13 protein-coding genes and 1 pseudogene are annotated in these 13,850 nt (G+C 70.7%); 8 read left to right on the forward strand and 6 right to left on the reverse strand.

All coding sequences use genetic code 11. The annotated features are described in order from the left end of the window. Positions 1–51: 51 nt before the first annotated feature. Complete coding sequence (locus A6A29_RS12465) at positions 52–1,110, reverse strand: enoyl-CoA hydratase/isomerase family protein (protein WP_073720103.1); 1,059 nt, start codon at positions 1,108–1,110, stop codon at positions 52–54. A gap of 267 nt (positions 1,111–1,377) precedes the next feature. Here A6A29_RS12465 and A6A29_RS12470 point away from each other — a divergent pair, with 267 nt between their 5' ends. Continuing rightward, on the forward strand, positions 1,378–3,492 hold the full coding sequence (locus tag A6A29_RS12470; protein WP_073720104.1) for a SpoIIE family protein phosphatase: 2,115 nt from the start codon (positions 1,378–1,380) through the stop codon (positions 3,490–3,492). Between the two features lie 186 nt (positions 3,493–3,678). On the opposite strand, the gene A6A29_RS12475 is transcribed toward A6A29_RS12470, so the two are convergent. Next, positions 3,679–4,308: an LAETG motif-containing sortase-dependent surface protein gene (locus A6A29_RS12475; protein ID WP_073720105.1), complete on the reverse strand. Its 630-nt coding sequence runs from the start codon at positions 4,306–4,308 to the stop codon at positions 3,679–3,681. A gap of 249 nt (positions 4,309–4,557) precedes the next feature. On the opposite strand from A6A29_RS12475, the gene A6A29_RS12480 reads away from it, so the two are divergent. Then, on the forward strand, positions 4,558–5,241 hold the full coding sequence (locus A6A29_RS12480; protein WP_073720106.1) for a histidine phosphatase family protein: 684 nt from the start codon (positions 4,558–4,560) through the stop codon (positions 5,239–5,241). A 92-nt stretch (positions 5,242–5,333) separates the two neighbouring features. On the opposite strand, the gene A6A29_RS12485 is transcribed toward A6A29_RS12480, so the two are convergent. From A6A29_RS12485 to A6A29_RS12495, 3 genes are all read right to left on the reverse strand, one after another. Next, positions 5,334–5,822 (reverse strand): GNAT family N-acetyltransferase, encoded by a 489-nt coding sequence (locus tag A6A29_RS12485; protein WP_073720107.1) that lies wholly within the window; start codon positions 5,820–5,822, stop codon positions 5,334–5,336. Then, positions 5,797–7,044 (reverse strand): DUF6397 family protein, encoded by a 1,248-nt coding sequence (locus A6A29_RS12490; RefSeq protein ID WP_241838437.1) that lies wholly within the window; start codon positions 7,042–7,044, stop codon positions 5,797–5,799. Before A6A29_RS12490 ends, A6A29_RS12485 begins: the two co-directional genes overlap by 26 nt. Positions 7,045–7,156: 112 nt before the next feature. Further along, positions 7,157–7,570 carry a roadblock/LC7 domain-containing protein gene (locus A6A29_RS12495; protein ID WP_073720108.1) on the reverse strand — a complete coding sequence of 138 codons (414 nt, stop codon included), beginning with the start codon at positions 7,568–7,570 and terminating at the stop codon, positions 7,157–7,159. Positions 7,571–7,710: 140 nt separating this feature from the next. Here A6A29_RS12495 and A6A29_RS12500 point away from each other — a divergent pair, with 140 nt between their 5' ends. Beyond that, positions 7,711–8,139, forward strand: a complete 429-nt coding sequence (locus tag A6A29_RS12500) for a PPOX class F420-dependent oxidoreductase (protein WP_073720109.1) — start codon at positions 7,711–7,713, stop codon at positions 8,137–8,139. A gap of 93 nt (positions 8,140–8,232) precedes the next feature. Here A6A29_RS12500 and A6A29_RS46425 read toward each other — a convergent pair. Then, positions 8,233–8,446, reverse strand: a pseudogene (locus tag A6A29_RS46425) (ATP-binding protein); the annotation flags it as partial. 239 nt (positions 8,447–8,685) lie between these two features. Between A6A29_RS46425 and A6A29_RS12510 the strand changes: the two are divergent. The 5 genes from A6A29_RS12510 to A6A29_RS12530 all read left to right on the forward strand — a co-directional run bounded on the left by A6A29_RS12510 (position 8,686) and on the right by A6A29_RS12530 (position 13,813). Further along, positions 8,686–9,051, forward strand: coding sequence for an ArsR/SmtB family transcription factor (locus tag A6A29_RS12510; RefSeq protein ID WP_073720110.1), 366 nt, complete (start codon positions 8,686–8,688; stop codon positions 9,049–9,051). Further along, positions 9,035–11,773: a magnesium-translocating P-type ATPase gene (gene mgtA / locus A6A29_RS12515; RefSeq protein ID WP_073720156.1), complete on the forward strand. Its 2,739-nt coding sequence runs from the start codon at positions 9,035–9,037 to the stop codon at positions 11,771–11,773. Before A6A29_RS12510 ends, mgtA begins: the two co-directional genes overlap by 17 nt. A gap of 132 nt (positions 11,774–11,905) precedes the next feature. Beyond that, positions 11,906–12,070 carry a Sec-independent protein translocase subunit TatA gene (gene tatA, locus A6A29_RS12520; protein WP_073720111.1) on the forward strand — a complete coding sequence of 55 codons (165 nt, stop codon included), beginning with the start codon at positions 11,906–11,908 and terminating at the stop codon, positions 12,068–12,070. A 342-nt stretch (positions 12,071–12,412) separates the two neighbouring features. Then, positions 12,413–12,988, forward strand: coding sequence for a TerD family protein (locus tag A6A29_RS12525; RefSeq protein ID WP_073720112.1), 576 nt, complete (start codon positions 12,413–12,415; stop codon positions 12,986–12,988). 225 nt (positions 12,989–13,213) lie between these two features. Then, positions 13,214–13,813, forward strand: coding sequence for a class I SAM-dependent methyltransferase (locus A6A29_RS12530; protein WP_073720113.1), 600 nt, complete (start codon positions 13,214–13,216; stop codon positions 13,811–13,813). The last annotated feature ends 37 nt before the right edge of the window (positions 13,814–13,850 follow it).

The following is a 13,850-nucleotide window of genomic DNA, read 5'->3' on the forward strand; positions in this document are numbered from 1 at the left end:
CCGTGGGCGGGCGCCTCAGGGTCCCGGGCCGTGGGGCGGGCCCGCGCCCGCTCAGGAGAGCCCCAGTTCCCGCTCACCCGATCCGAGCGGGGCGAAGAAGCGGGCGACGTCATTGTCGGTGACCTCGGCGAGGACGGCCGGCTTCCACTGCGGGTTCCGGTCCTTGTCGATGATCTGGGCGCGCACGCCCTCCACGAAGTCGGGCCGCTCGAAAGCCCGGCTGGAGACACGGAACTCCTGGTCGAGAACGGCCTCCAGGCTGTCGAGCGTGGCCGCCCTGCGCACAGCGGCGAGAGTGACCTTGAGCGCGGTGGGCGACTTCGCCAGAAGCGTACGGGCGGCCTCCTCGGCCGCCGGTACGCCACTGGTCCGGAGCCGCTCGGCGATCTCCTCGACCGTGTCCGCGGCATAGCAGCCATCGATCCAGTGGCGCTGGGCGGCAAGCTCACCGACGGGCGCGTCGGAGGCGTATCGCAGTACTGTCCGCGTCACCTCGTCCGGGGTGGCACTCACGGCGAGGTCCGCGGAGAGTTCCGGCAGGCGCTGCGACGGGACGAAGTGGTCGGCGAGGCCGCACAGCAGCGCGTCGGCCGCGCCGACTGCCCGGCCGGTGAGCGCCAGATGCGTACCCAGCTCCCCGGGTGCCGCGGCCAGCAGATGGGTGCCGCCGACATCGGGCACGAACCCGATTCCGGTCTCGGGCATGGCCACGCGCGAGCGTTCGGTGACGACGCGGATGCTGCCGTGGGCCGAGACACCCACGCCGCCGCCCATCACGATGCCGTCCATCAGCGCGACGTACGGCTTGCGGAATCGGGCGATCCGGGCGTTGAGGCCATACTCGTCGCGCCAGAACTCCAGGGAGGCCCGGCCCCCGGCGCGTGCGTCGTCGTGGAGGGTACGGATGTCACCGCCCGCGCACAGACCGCGTTCCCCCGCCCCGTCGATCACGACCGAGGTGACCGCGTCGTCGTGCTCGGCCCGGGCGAGGGCCGCGTCGACGAGCCGCACCATGACGTGGTTGAGGGCGTTGAGCGCTCGGGGCCGGTTCAGCGTGATGAACAGGGCGTGGCCCTCGGTGTGCAGCAGGACGGGGTCGTCATCGTTCATGAGTGCGCTCCGGTCAGTGGGCCCCTGGGCGGACAGCCCGCCGTTCGCGGGCGATCTTGCCCTGCCCATTCTGCGACGGCCGCGCCGGGGGGCAGGAAAGGGGGTGGGCAAGGAGCAGGACCAGGAGGCGGGCAGGGGTCGGCCGGGGAGCCTGGGAGGGGCAGCCCCGGGCGATCTGCTGTGGCAGTCCCGCCGGACCGGCTCGACAATTGAGGTCTACGGGCCGCGCCGTCCAGCAGCCCCGGCCGGATGACCTCCGGAGGGGGAATGACCCACTACCAGCGGCGACGAGATGCCGAAGCCCCGCCGATCGCCCGGACACGCAACGGTGACATCGGGCCGACGGAGCCTCTCGCCATGAACCGGACCGGAAGCTTCGAATGGGATCTGAAGGCCCGGACCCTGGATATCGACGATGCCGGGCTCATGGTCTTCGGCGTGGATCCCGCCACGTTCGACGCGAAGCCCGACCTCCTGATCGACCGGCTCGCACCCCCGGAACGGGCCCGGCTGAACGTCACGATCGACGAGGCCATCAGCAGGGGGAGTCCTTCCTTCAGTGCCTACTTCCGGGTTCCGCTCGACGACGGAACCAGCCAGTGGACCCATGTCCAGGCCCGAATCCTGCGGGCGAAGGACGGCCGGGCGCACCGGCTCGTCGGTGTCGTACGGGACGCGACGACGGAAGTCACCCATGCGGCCTTCGTCCGTGATCTGGAAGAACGCCGTGAACGCCAGACCAATACCGTTGAGCGCACAACGAGTGCGATGTCGCGTGCCGTGACCGTGGACGATGTCACGGCCGCGCTCACCGGACCGGGCGGTCTGGCCGGTCTCGGCGCGGACGGGCTGGCACTCGGTCTGGTGGAGAATTCCTCCCTCAACATCATCGCGTTGAGCGGTGAGACTTTGGAGGTCCTGGACGGCCTCGGCTCCGGCGATCTGATCCGCAAGCTGCCACTGGCGGACACCATTCTCAGCGGGCAGCCCCGCTTCATCACCTCACTGAGCTCCCTGACCCGGCGGTATCCACTGCTGGAGCCGCATGTGGGAAAGCTCGGGTTCCGTGCCGCCGCCTACCTTCCCCTCGTGGCCCAGGCACGCCCGCTCGGCGGACTCGCCCTGTTCTACCGCGAGCGCACGATCTTCCCTCCGGACGAGCGGATTCTGTGCCTGGGGCTCGCCGCGATCGTGGCCCAGTCGCTTCAGCGGGCGACCCTGTTCGACGAGGAACGCGAGTTCGCCACCGGCTTGCAGTCGGCCATGCTCCCGCGACGGATACAGGACATCGAGGGCGGCGAGATCGCCGTGCGCTATCACGCGGCGTGGAGCGGGCGGCAGGTCGGCGGCGACTGGTACGACGTGATCGCCCTGCCCAAGAACCGCTTCGGTGTCGTCGTGGGCGACGTCCAGGGCCACGACACCCACGCGGCCGCCATCATGGGGCAGTTGCGCATCGCCCTGCGCGCGTACGCCGCCGAGGGCCACGCGCCGTCGACCGTGCTGGCGCGCGCCTCCCGCTTCCTCGCGGAGCTGGACACCGACCGCTTCGCGACCTGCACCTACGCCCAGGCCGATCTGGCGTCGGGGGCGGTACGGGTGGTCCGCGCCGGGCACTTCGGCCCGCTGATCCGGCATACGGACGGCCGGGTCGGCAGCCCTCAGGTGCGCGGTGGCCTGCCGCTGGGGATCTCCACGGATTTCCAGGACGAGGAGTTCCCCGAGACCCGGCTCGATCTGGTGCCCGGCGAAACGCTCGTCCTCTTCACCGATGGACTGGTGGAGGAGCCCGGAACCGACATCGATACGGGTGTGGCGGCGCTGACCCATGAGCTGAGCACCGGGCCGGTGGGCGCCGAGGTGTTGGCCGACCATCTGTCGGACCGGTTGTGGGAACGGTGGGGTTCGGGGGACGACGTAGCGCTGCTGGTCCTGCGCCGCAGCCCCGACGTGGGCTCGTCGCACGCGCCCCGGCTGCACCAGTACATCCACCAGGCGGACCCGGAGGGGCTCTCGGACGCCCGTGCCGTTGTCCGCCAGGCGCTGGCGGACTGGGACATGGCCGAGCTTGCGGACGATGCCGAGCTGGTCACCGGTGAACTGCTGGTGAATGTCCTCCTCCACACGGAGGGCGGAGCCGTACTCACTGTGGAGGTGCTGCCCGAACCGGTGCGCCGCATCCGGCTGTCGGTCCAGGACCGTTCGAGCGTCTGGCCGCGGAGGCGAACCCCGGGGGAAACCTCGACCTCGGGCCGGGGACTGCTCCTGCTCGACGCCGTCGCAACCCGCTGGGGCATCGAGCCGCGTGGCGAGGGCAAGGCCGTCTGGTGCGAGATCGGCCCGCCTCCCCCGCCCGGCACAGCACCCCCGGCCCCCGGGTGAGGCGGCATGTTCGGCGCCGCGATGGCTCCCGAGGCCGGGGCCGTGGGGCCGCACGGGTGAGGGGTGTGCCGCACCACCGGAAATGGTGCGGCACACCCCTCGACCGGCGGCCTCACACGCTCGTTCGCCCGGTCTCACGAGGCGCGCGGTGTGATCCGCGCGCCCCGTGTCCCCGACGGAACAGCGTCAGTTCTGGGCGGTACGACGCTTACGGACGGCCCAGAGGATGCCACCGCCGGCGAGCAGAACCGCCACTGCGGCGCCACCGATGACCGGCGTGGCGGACGACGAGCCGGTCTCGGCCAGGTCCGGCGAGCTGGGGCTCGGAGAGGGCACGGCGGGCGCGGACTCCGAAGGCTTCTCGCTGGGGGTGGCGCTCGGCTCGGGAGTCGACGTGGTCGGGGTCTCCGACGGCTTCGTCTCGGTGGGAGTGGGGGTGGGCGAAGGCGTCTCGTCCTCGCACACCGGGGACGTCTCGGTCAGGTCGCGCGAGAACTTGCCGCCCTCGCCACCGTCCTTGACGACCAGCCGGACGGTCACTTCCTTGTCGTGCGCGGGCAGCGTGAGCTTCTTGTGGAACTCGCGGCCGAACGTCTCTGTCGGCAGCAGGTCCTTGCCATCCACCGTAACGGTCACCGTGTTGGCGACGTCGCTCGTGTAGTTGGTGAGGTCAACGCTCACATCAGAGCAGGTCACGACCCAGGTGGGGGTGTGAGCTGCGGCCTGACCTGCGGAGATGACCCCGCCGGTCAGACCGACGACCGCAGCGGCCACGAGTGCTCCCGCGCCACGCCACGATCTCCTGGGTATGGTCATGGATTCTTCCTCCAGATGCATTTCATCGCCCGAATGGCGGTGGGGCGCACAGTACTGCCATCGCCCCCGCACGACACACCCACCCCGCACGTCACGGGACAGCCCAACTGTGCCCATACCACCGCCACTTCAGACAAGACGGACACACGCCTCCGAGGAGTTCCAGCCGGGTGTGGCTCGATGAGAGAGTGGGCAATGAACGCATCTTTTGCCGCACGCGCGACCGATCCTGGAGTCTCGACCCGTTCTATGCGATTGCTGCTGATCCGTCACGGCCAGACGCCGTCCAACCTCGGCCATTTCCTGGACACGGCATTTCCGGGTCCCGGTCTCACCGAACTGGGCCTGCGCCAGGCAGCCGCGCTGCCCGCGGCGCTCGCGCACGAGAGTATCGACGCGTTGTACGCCTCGACCCTGACGCGTACGCAGCTCACCGCCGCACCGCTCGCCGCCGAGCGCGGTCTGGAAGTGCGCATCCGCGAGGGCATCCGTGAAGTCTCGGCCGGTGAGCTGGAGATGCGCGGCGACGAAGAGGCGATCGAGCAGTATCTGACGACCTCGTTCGCCTGGGCGGCCGGTGACACGGCGCGACGTATGCCGGGAGGCGAAAGCGGGGCGGAGGCCCTGGCCCGCTTCGACTCCGTGCTGGCCGAGGCCGCTTCGGGCGGCGCCCCCGGCACCTCCCGAACGGTGGCACTGGTCAGCCATGGCGCCGCGATCCGGATGTGGACCGCGGCCCGGACACGGAACGTCACGGTGAACTTCGCCGCCGAGCACGCCCTGGACAACACCGGCGTAGTGGTGGTCGAGGGCATTCCCGGCGAGGGTTGGTCAACCCTTTCCTGGGCCGGGGCCGTTGTCGCCCCGGCGACCGCGAGCGGCCAGGAGGACGGCGGTCCCGCCGGCCTCACCCTTCCGGACCTCGGCGGCTGAGCGGGCCGTCAGCGCGCTTCGTGGGTGAGGGACATCAGAACACCTTGCGCGTGAGCGGTATCAGAGCGTCTTGCGCGTGAGCGGCATCAGCATCAGAGCGCCTTGTGCATGATGTGCAGACCGACGTACCCCTCGGTCGGATGATGGAAGCCCTCCGGCAGCGTCCCCAGTATCTCGAAGCCGAGCGAACGGTACAGCTTGACGGCATATTCGTTCGTCTCGACCACCGCGTTGAACTGCATGGCCCGGAAGCCTGAAGTGCGCGCCCAGTCCACCGAGTACTCGCACAGGGCCCTCCCCACGCCACGCCCCGAGTACTCGGGGTCGACCACGTACGTGGCGCTGGCGATGTGCGAACCGTTGCCCATGTGATTCCGGTTCATCTTCGCCGTACCCAGCACCGTCCCGGAGTCGTCGACCGCGACGACCGTTCGGTTCGGCGCCGCGAGGAACCACCAGCCCTGTGCGTCGTCCTCACCGAGGTGGAGAGGGTAGGTGAGTGTCTCGCCGGCGGCGACAATGGCATGGAAGAACGGCCAGATGGCGGGCCAGTCCTCAGTGGTTGCTTCCCTGATCAACATGGGGAACAGAGTGCCGGTGCGATGCGACCGCCCGCCAGTTCTTATCGGATCCGCGCCTTCGCCACCGGAGCCGGGCGAGCAAACCCGTCGCGGGAGCCGGCGGACATGGAGGGCCGGATACGGATTCGGTGAGATCCCCGACGGGCCGTTCGACGGGGATTCCGCGGGAGACTTCGCACACGCCTCCGGAGGCTCCCGAGCGTACGGAGGCAGGTGTACCTACGGATGCGGGCCGGACAGCGGGTGCCGGTCGGGGCGTGGACGCGGATCCCGGTGCGAGTGCGGGTACAGGTGCGAGTGCGGATGCCGATGCGGGTGACCCTTGGTCGCGCGCCGGCGGCCAGGGCAGCGCCGCCGCCCGCACAGGGGCCGCAGCCGTATCCGGCACGAGCCGTGGTCCGCGCTCGTCACCGGGGCGAGGGGCGTGCCGGTCCTCGCGGGCCCTGTCCAGCTCCAGGGTCAGGCTGACCCGCCGCCACAGGATCTCGTCCGGGTCGTCCGCCAGCATCAGCTCCCCCATGACCTCCTTGGCCGACACGGACCCCGGCCGTCCGAACACGGGCTCCGGCCTGACCCTGACGAGGTAGGCCCGTTCGTACGGATCGTCCACCACCTCACCGAGTTGGACGGGGTCCAGGGCGGATGCCTGTACAGCGGCTCGCGCCCACGCATCCTCCGTGCGGCCGAGCAGCCTGTCGATCCTCTGGGATCGCCAGTTGCGGGCACGCCAGTCGGCTCCGGCTTCCAGCATCGCCCGCATTCCGGCGGGGCTGGTGCCGGCGAGCAGCGAGGGCTCACGGGTGGCGAATCCGGCGAGTTCGTCGACGAGGTACAACCACACCACCGCCCGGTACCGGTTCATATAGAACGTGACCGGCGCGAAACACCCCGCCCGTGCCAGCCGGGTGAAACGGGCCGGACTGATGGCGAGCAGTGCGGCCCCTTCAGCGGTGCCCACCGTGCGCACCCGTTCCCCGAGGTCGTCGGGGAATCCCGGATGCGCGCGCAGGCGCTCGATCTCGTCCCGGACCACCCGTGGCCGTCCGCCGTCCGGTCCGGTGGTGGTGGCGACCAGCCCCAGATGCACGGCGAGCTCGAACTCCCCGCGCCTCATGCCCAGCTCCCGTGCGGCTCGGCCCGCGGTCACCGTCGCCGCCGTGTCGCCGCTCTCACGCCCCTGCGCGTCCTCGTCATGTGTGCGGGTGGCTTCCGTAACAGTCATGCCCCTGCCCTCCCCCGTGAGGTCCGAATACTCTCTGTGACCACGGTAGCCCGGAGGAGGCTTCTGTCGGCATGCCTGTGGATAACTCCCGATGCCCAGCGAAAAGCCCAGGTCAGGGGCTGTCGACGCCGTCGGTGGCGCCTTGGCGAACCGCGACGCCGAGATGTTCGCCGACCCGGTTGACGAGCAGTGTCATCTCGTAGGCGACCTGGCCGACATCGGCCTCGGCAGCGGTCAGCACGCACAGACAACTGCCGTCGCCCGCCGCCGTCACGAAGAGCAGCGCCTCGTCGAACTCGACCATGGTCTGCCGGGCTCTGCCGGCCCTGAAGTGCCGGCCTGATCCGCGGGCCAGACTGTGCAGGCCGGAGGAGACAGCCGCCAGATGTTCCGCGTCCTCACGGGCCAGCCCCGTGCTCGCCCCGGTCACCAGGCCATCGTTCGACAGCACCAATGCGTGCCGTATGTGCTCCACCCTGCTGGTGAGATCGTCAAGGAGCCAGTCAAGTCCCCGGTCCAGCGCCATTTGCTCGTCCTCCCCGCTCATACGTTCCCCGTTGCCCCGTATCGCGCGTAAGCCTTGCGTACCACTCCCGTACGGGCAAGCGCCCCCCTCCCCCGGGGCGTCGCTTCGCGCCACGTGAGGGTTCGTCCGAGGATGGGGAAATGGCACATCACATGACCGATGACGAGCGGCGGGCCTTCCTTTCCGAGGGCACCCGTACCGCCAAGCTGTCGACCGTCCGGGCCGACGGCAGTCCGCACATCGCCCCCGTCTGGTTCCTGCTCGACGGCGACGATCTGGTCTTCAACACCGGGAAGGAAACCGTGAAGGGCCGCAATCTCGCGCGCGAGAGGAGGGTGGCCTTGTGCGTCGACGACGACCGGCCGCCGTTCGCCTTCGCCGTGCTCCAGGGCCAGGCCGAACTGAGCGAGGATCCTGATCAGTTGAGGCACTGGGCGACGCGGATCGCTGCCCGGTACATGGGCGAGGAGGCGGCCGAGGAGTTCGGGAGGCGTAACGGCGTACCCGGTGAACTGGTCGTGCGTGTCCGTGTGGACAAGGCGGTGGCCATGGCGGCCGTGGCCGACTGACCACGGCCCGCGGCGCCCCGGCCCGGACCGCCCGGCACCTCCGGCCGGAGTCCGGTCCGTCCGGCCCGGCCCGGTCCGAAGCGGGGCCTCGGCTCAGGAGTCGCGGAGCCGGGCGGTGTGCGTCCGTCCGGCGTACTCGACCATCCGGATCAGGACTTCCTTTCCGGAATCCCGGTCGCGCGTCGCTGAGCACCACGGGCGTACCCCGGTCGAGGTCGAGGGCGTGCGACGCCTCTTGCGCACCCTGGGTGCGAGCACCCGGGAAAGAGTCGACAGCGACAATGAACGCGATGTACCGGTGCTCGAAGCGCTCGCTCCCGTTGTCGTCGTCCCGGACCGCGCTGTCGGCGGGCTCGGTCGGGTCACGTCCGGTGCCGGCACGTGGACAGCATGGCCACGGGACGCTGAACGGTGCCCGGATCGGCCGCTCAGCGAGCGGGCGCGGGCCTCTACACTGACTCTTTCGGGTGGCTGGCCCTGTCGGTACAGGGAAGACGTGCGGCGACGGGTGCGTGCGGACGGCCCCGTGAACGGGAGAGGTCAAGCGTGTCGACAGGTTCCGGCGGCGGTTTCCAGGATCCGCCCGCGGAGGTGCTGGCCGAGGCGGCAGCCGCGTTCGGGCTCCTGGCGTCACCGGCACGGCTGCACATCGTGTGGACGCTGTCCCAGGGCGAGTGCGATGTGACCGGTCTTGCCGACCGGGTGGGCGGCACCCTGCCCTCGGTGAGCCAGCATCTGACGAAGTTGAAATTGGCCGGACTCGTACGGTCGCGCCGTGAGGGACGCCGCCAGGTCTATCTGGTCGACGATCCCGGCGTGGTGACTGTGGTGCGGCTCATGGTCGGCCAGCTGGCGGAGCGTGCCGGGCACTCGGCCGCGCACCCCGTCCGCCTGCGTGAGCTCGGTGCCTGACAGGAGCGCAGCCGCAGGGCCGGGCCGCACGGACCGGGACGACGCGTCGGCCGTGGTGATACCCCTGATCTCCGGTGCGGGCAGTCATGCGGGAAGCCGTGCCGGTTCAGACAGCCGCGGCAAGGCGGGTGCGGCTGGTCGTGACGGTGCCGGGGCGACCTCGCTCCAAGTGCTGCGCTCACTGGACAGCGGCCCGCGGGGACTGCTGGAGAGCGTCGCCGAAGAGCGTGTGACCCGCCTCGGCGAGAACGTTCTTCCCGCGTGGCGTCCCGTCTCCTGGCCCCGGCGCTTCCTGGCCAGCTTCCGCGACCCGTTCACCTCCGTGCTCCTCTGTCTGGGCCTGGTGTCGGCACTTGTGTCGGCATGGGGCACGGCCTGCGTGACTCTGGTTCTCGTCCTGGTCAGCTGTCTGCTGCGCTCCGGCGAGGAACACCGCGCCGACCGGTCGGCCGCGGCACTCAGGGAGCTGGTGGCGACCACGGCGACCGTGCTGCGCCGTACGTCCGCGGACGCCGCACCACGTGCCCGTGAGGTGCCCGTGGCCGAGCTGGTGCCGGGCGATGTGATCCGGCTCGGGCCGGGAGATCTCGTAGCCGCCGACGTACGGCTGTTGCGCGCCAGTGGCCTCACCGTGCATCAGTCGGCCCTCACCGGAGAGTCGGCGCCGGTGCCCAAACACCCCGTCGACGCCCCGGAACCACCCGCGTCCCCGTCCGGCCCGTTCGCACAGCCGCACCTCTGCTTCCAGGGCAGCAGTGTGACGTCCGGCAGCGCAACGGCGGTCGTCGTCACGACCGGAGGGAACACCTGGTTCGCCGCCGCCCACGACGGCCGGGCCCGCCGCCGGGGCGCCAGTGCCTTCGACCGGTCGGTGCAGGGCATCTCCTGGACCCTGATCCGCTTCATGCTGCTCACACCGCCCCTGGTCCTCATGGCCAACGCGGCACTGCGCGGCCGGGGTCTTGAGACGTTGCCGTTCGCCGTCGCCGTGGCCGTCGGCCTCACTCCCGAGATGCTGCCCGTCATCGTCACGACGGCGCTGGCGCGGGGTGCCTCCCGGCTCGCCCGTACGAGCGGTGTCATCGTCAAGCGGCTGCCCGCACTGCACGATCTCGGGGCGGTCGATGTCCTGTGTCTGGACAAGACAGGCACCCTGACGGAGGACCGGCCCGTCGTGGAAGGTGCGCTGGACGGGGAGGGGCGGCCCGACCCCGAAGTACTCCAGTGGGCCGCGGTCGGCGCGCTGTGGACCCTGCAGCTCGCCGAGCTGCCCGCACCCGACGCGCTGGACGAGGCGGTACTGGACGCGGCGGAGGACCACGCGGCCGCAGGCGACGGGAGCTCACCGTTGTCCGTGTACGACGGGGTGGCCGCGTTGCCGTTCGATCCGGTGCGCCGTCTCGCCTCCGCCGTGGTCCGGCGGCCCGGCCGTCCCGGCATCCACACGCTGGTCACGAAGGGCGCCGTCGAAGCCGTACTCGACCGATGCGTACTGGACGACGGCGAGCGCGAACGGCTGCTCGCCCGTGCCGCCCGGGAGGCCGGGCGCGGGCTGCGGCTGCTCGCCGTGGCCCGTGCCGACCGACCCGCGAGTGCGCGCGCCTACACCCCGGCCGACGAGCGAGGGCTGACGTTCCTCGGCCTGGTCACCCTCCGCGACGTCCCCGCGCCGAGCGCCGCCGACGCGCTCGGCGTCCTGGCGGCGCGGGGCATCGCCGTGAAGGTCCTCACCGGCGACCATCCCGGCACGGCGGCCCGTGTCTGTCACGACCTCGGGCTGCCACCCGGCGAGGTCGTGACGGCCGAACGGATCGACACGCTGTCGGACGAGGAGCTGGCACGGCTGGCGGACCGGGCCACCGTGTTCGCCCGCTGCGCCCCGGAGCACAAGGCACGCATCGTCTCGGCACTCCGCGCGGGCGGGCACACCACCGGATTCCTCGGTGACGGCGTCAACGACCTGCCCGCGTTGCACGCCGCCGATGTCGGGATCTGCCCGCGCAACGCGGTCGACGTCGCCCGGGAGGCGGCGGATGTCGTCCTGGCCGAGAAGGACCTGACCGCGATCGACCGGGCCGTGGTCGCGGGGCGCCGCAGCAGCGGCAACATCGCCACCTATCTGCGCATCACGCTCTCGTCGAATCTCGGCAACGTCCTCGCGATGCTGACCGCTGGCCTGCTGCTGCCGTTCCTCCCCATGCTCCCGGCGCAGGTGCTCGTGCAGAACCTCTGCTCCGACGCGGCACAGCTCGCGTTCGCGTTCGACCGGCCCGCCGCCGCGGTCCTGCGCCGTCCCACCGTGCTCCGCCCCCGCGACTTCCTGCGGTTCATCACGGGCTTCGGCCTGCTCAACGCCGCCGCCGACCTCGCCACCTTCGGCGTGCTCGCCCTGGCTCTGCGCGACACGGCCGCACCGGGCGGCGAGGCCGCGTTCCACGCGGGATGGTTCACCGAGAACCTGCTCACCCAGGCCCTCGTCATGATGCTGCTGCGTACCGGCCGTAACGCCGCCGAACGCAAGGCCGGCGGGCCACTGCGCGCTGCGGCCGCCGGGCTCGCCGCCGTGGGTGTGCTGCTGCCCTTCACCGCGCTGGGCCCCCTGCTGGGAATGGCCGCCCTGCCGCCGCTCTACTACCTGCTCCTCGGCACGGTCCTCGGGCTGTACGCGATCGGGCTGGCGGCAGCCCGCAGACGCTACGACCGCGGGAACACCGCACCGTGATGCCGAGCGGGGCGAGCGGGCCGAAAGGGGCGAGGGGGGCGAGGGGGCATTGCTTCGAGATCCAGCCATGGTTATACAGTTGCGCAATGCGGCAACTGTTGTCGTGCGGACGGAGAGAAGGGCGGGACCAGAATGTTGCGCAACGGCCTGGAGCCCTGGCACCTGCTGATCGTGGCCATCGTGCTCATCGTGCTGTTCGGTTCGAAGAAGCTGCCGGACACGGCGCGCGCCCTGGGGAAGTCGATGCGCATCCTCAAGAGCGAGGCCAAGGCCATGAAGGAGGACGAGCCCCGGTGAACCGCGAGAGCACGGCGCAGGGGGCGGATACCTGCGCGTGCGGCGATCACCGGCCGCACGGCGCCCGGCGCGTGCACGCCACCCGCCGGCCCCGTACCCCCGCAGCACCCTCGCGGCCCACAACACCTTCTCGACCCGCGACATCTCCGCGGCCCGCGGCGCCTTCGCGCATCACCCGCCGTCGCGGCCCACGGCGCCTTCACCATCCCGGCGTCTTCATCATCATCACTTCATGACTTGCGCAATCAGGGAACCTTGACGACTGCGCCACGCGTTCACGTAAGTGACGGCAGAACAGCACGGCCGAGCCGTGCGGATCGACGTAGCACTGGAGGAAAATTCATGGGTGTGACCCTGGCGAAGGGCGGCAACGTCTCCCTGACGAAGGAGGCGCCCGGCCTGACCGCCGTGACGGTCGGCCTGGGCTGGGACGTACGTACCACGACCGGAGCCGATCACGACCTCGATGCCAGTGCGCTGCTGTGCTCCGAGACCGGAAAGGTTCTCTCCGACGCGCACTTCGTGTTCTACAACAACCTCAACAGTCCCGACGGTTCCGTCCGCCACACCGGCGACAACCTGACGGGTGAGGGCGAGGGCGACGACGAGTCCATCGACGTCGACCTGTCCGGGGTCCCGGTCGAGATCGCGAAGATCGTGTTCCCGGTGTCGATCCACGACGCCCAGAGCCGCGGCCAGAGCTTCGGCCAGGTGCGCAACGCGTTCATCCGCGTGGTGAACCGGGCGAACGGCGTCGAGCTGGCGCGCTACGACCTCAGCGAGGACGCGTCGACCGAGACGGCGATGGTGTTCGGCGAGCTGTACCGGCACGGTACGGAGTGGAAGTTCCGCGCCGTGGGCCAGGGGTACGCATCGGGGCTCGCGGGGATCGCGTCCGACTACGGCGTCAATGTCTGACGGGTGATCCCACGCCGTCCGGCCGCCACAGCGCCCGAAGGCCGTTGATCGCCTCACGGAGAATCCGTCCCTCGGGCAAATGCGCGGCGGGTACGGGGCGACTGCCCCGTACCCGCCGCGTTTCTCACGGATCTCCCAGGAGCTCCCGAACGACCGCTCAGCGCTCGAACGTGCGCAGCGTTTCTTCCCGTTTCGTTCGGACGCCGACTGCGCGATCATGTCCATATGGCCGATGACCACGCACACATCCAGGACTTCTTCACTGCCCGTGCGGCCGACTGGGACAGCCGATTTCCCGACGACGGGCCGGCCTACGACGCCGCGGTGGGTGCACTGGGGCTCCGCCCCGGAGACGCCGTGCTCGACGCGGGCTGCGGTACGGGCCGGGCGCTGCCGGCTCTGCGCTCCGCCGTCGGATCCGGCGGCACCGTGCTCGGCGTGGACCTCACGCCCGCGATGCTAAAGGAGGCGGCACGGGCCGGGCGCGGGCGGAGCGGGGTCCTGCTGCTCGCCGACGCCGGACGGCTGCCGCTCCGTACCGGAGCGCTGGACGCGGTGTTCGGCGCCGGACTGATCTCCCATCTCTCGCAACCGGCGGAGGATTTGAGGGAGCTGGCGCGGGTCGTGCGGACGGGCGGGCTGCTGGCCCTGTTCCATCCGATCGGCCGGGCCGCGCTGGCCGCGCGCCACGGCCGCAGCATCACCGATGACGATCTGCGGGCCGAGCCCCGGCTCGGTCCGCTGCTGGCCCGTTCCGGATGGCGGCTGGACTCGTACACCGACGAGGACGACCGCTTCCTGGCACTCGCCGTCCGTACGGTCTGATACCGCTCGCCCGTGCCGGCGGTCGGAAGGGGTTGCG

The organism is Streptomyces sp. TSRI0281 (assembly GCF_001905125.1).
Lineage (GTDB): Bacteria > Actinomycetota > Actinomycetes > Streptomycetales > Streptomycetaceae > Streptomyces.

Bases quoted from the DNA above. Each gene is read 5' to 3' on its own strand.
- A6A29_RS12495 (WP_073720108.1), bottom strand. From the start codon at position 7,570: ATGGCGCTGGACCGGGGACTTGACTGGCTCCTTGACGATCTCACCAGC.
- A6A29_RS12490 (WP_241838437.1), bottom strand. From the start codon at position 7,044: ATGACTGTTACGGAAGCCACCCGCACACATGACGAGGACGCGCAGGGG.
- A6A29_RS12470 (WP_073720104.1), top strand. From the start codon at position 1,378: ATGACCCACTACCAGCGGCGACGAGATGCCGAAGCCCCGCCGATCGCC.
- A6A29_RS12525 (WP_073720112.1), top strand. From the start codon at position 12,413: ATGGGTGTGACCCTGGCGAAGGGCGGCAACGTCTCCCTGACGAAGGAG.
- A6A29_RS12475 (WP_073720105.1), bottom strand. From the start codon at position 4,308: ATGACCATACCCAGGAGATCGTGGCGTGGCGCGGGAGCACTCGTGGCC.
- A6A29_RS12480 (WP_073720106.1), top strand. From the start codon at position 4,558: ATGCGATTGCTGCTGATCCGTCACGGCCAGACGCCGTCCAACCTCGGC.
- tatA (WP_073720111.1), top strand. From the start codon at position 11,906: ATGTTGCGCAACGGCCTGGAGCCCTGGCACCTGCTGATCGTGGCCATC.
- A6A29_RS12485 (WP_073720107.1), bottom strand. From the start codon at position 5,822: ATGTTGATCAGGGAAGCAACCACTGAGGACTGGCCCGCCATCTGGCCG.
- A6A29_RS12530 (WP_073720113.1), top strand. From the start codon at position 13,214: ATGGCCGATGACCACGCACACATCCAGGACTTCTTCACTGCCCGTGCG.
- A6A29_RS12465 (WP_073720103.1), bottom strand. From the start codon at position 1,110: ATGAACGATGACGACCCCGTCCTGCTGCACACCGAGGGCCACGCCCTG.
- A6A29_RS12500 (WP_073720109.1), top strand. From the start codon at position 7,711: ATGGCACATCACATGACCGATGACGAGCGGCGGGCCTTCCTTTCCGAG.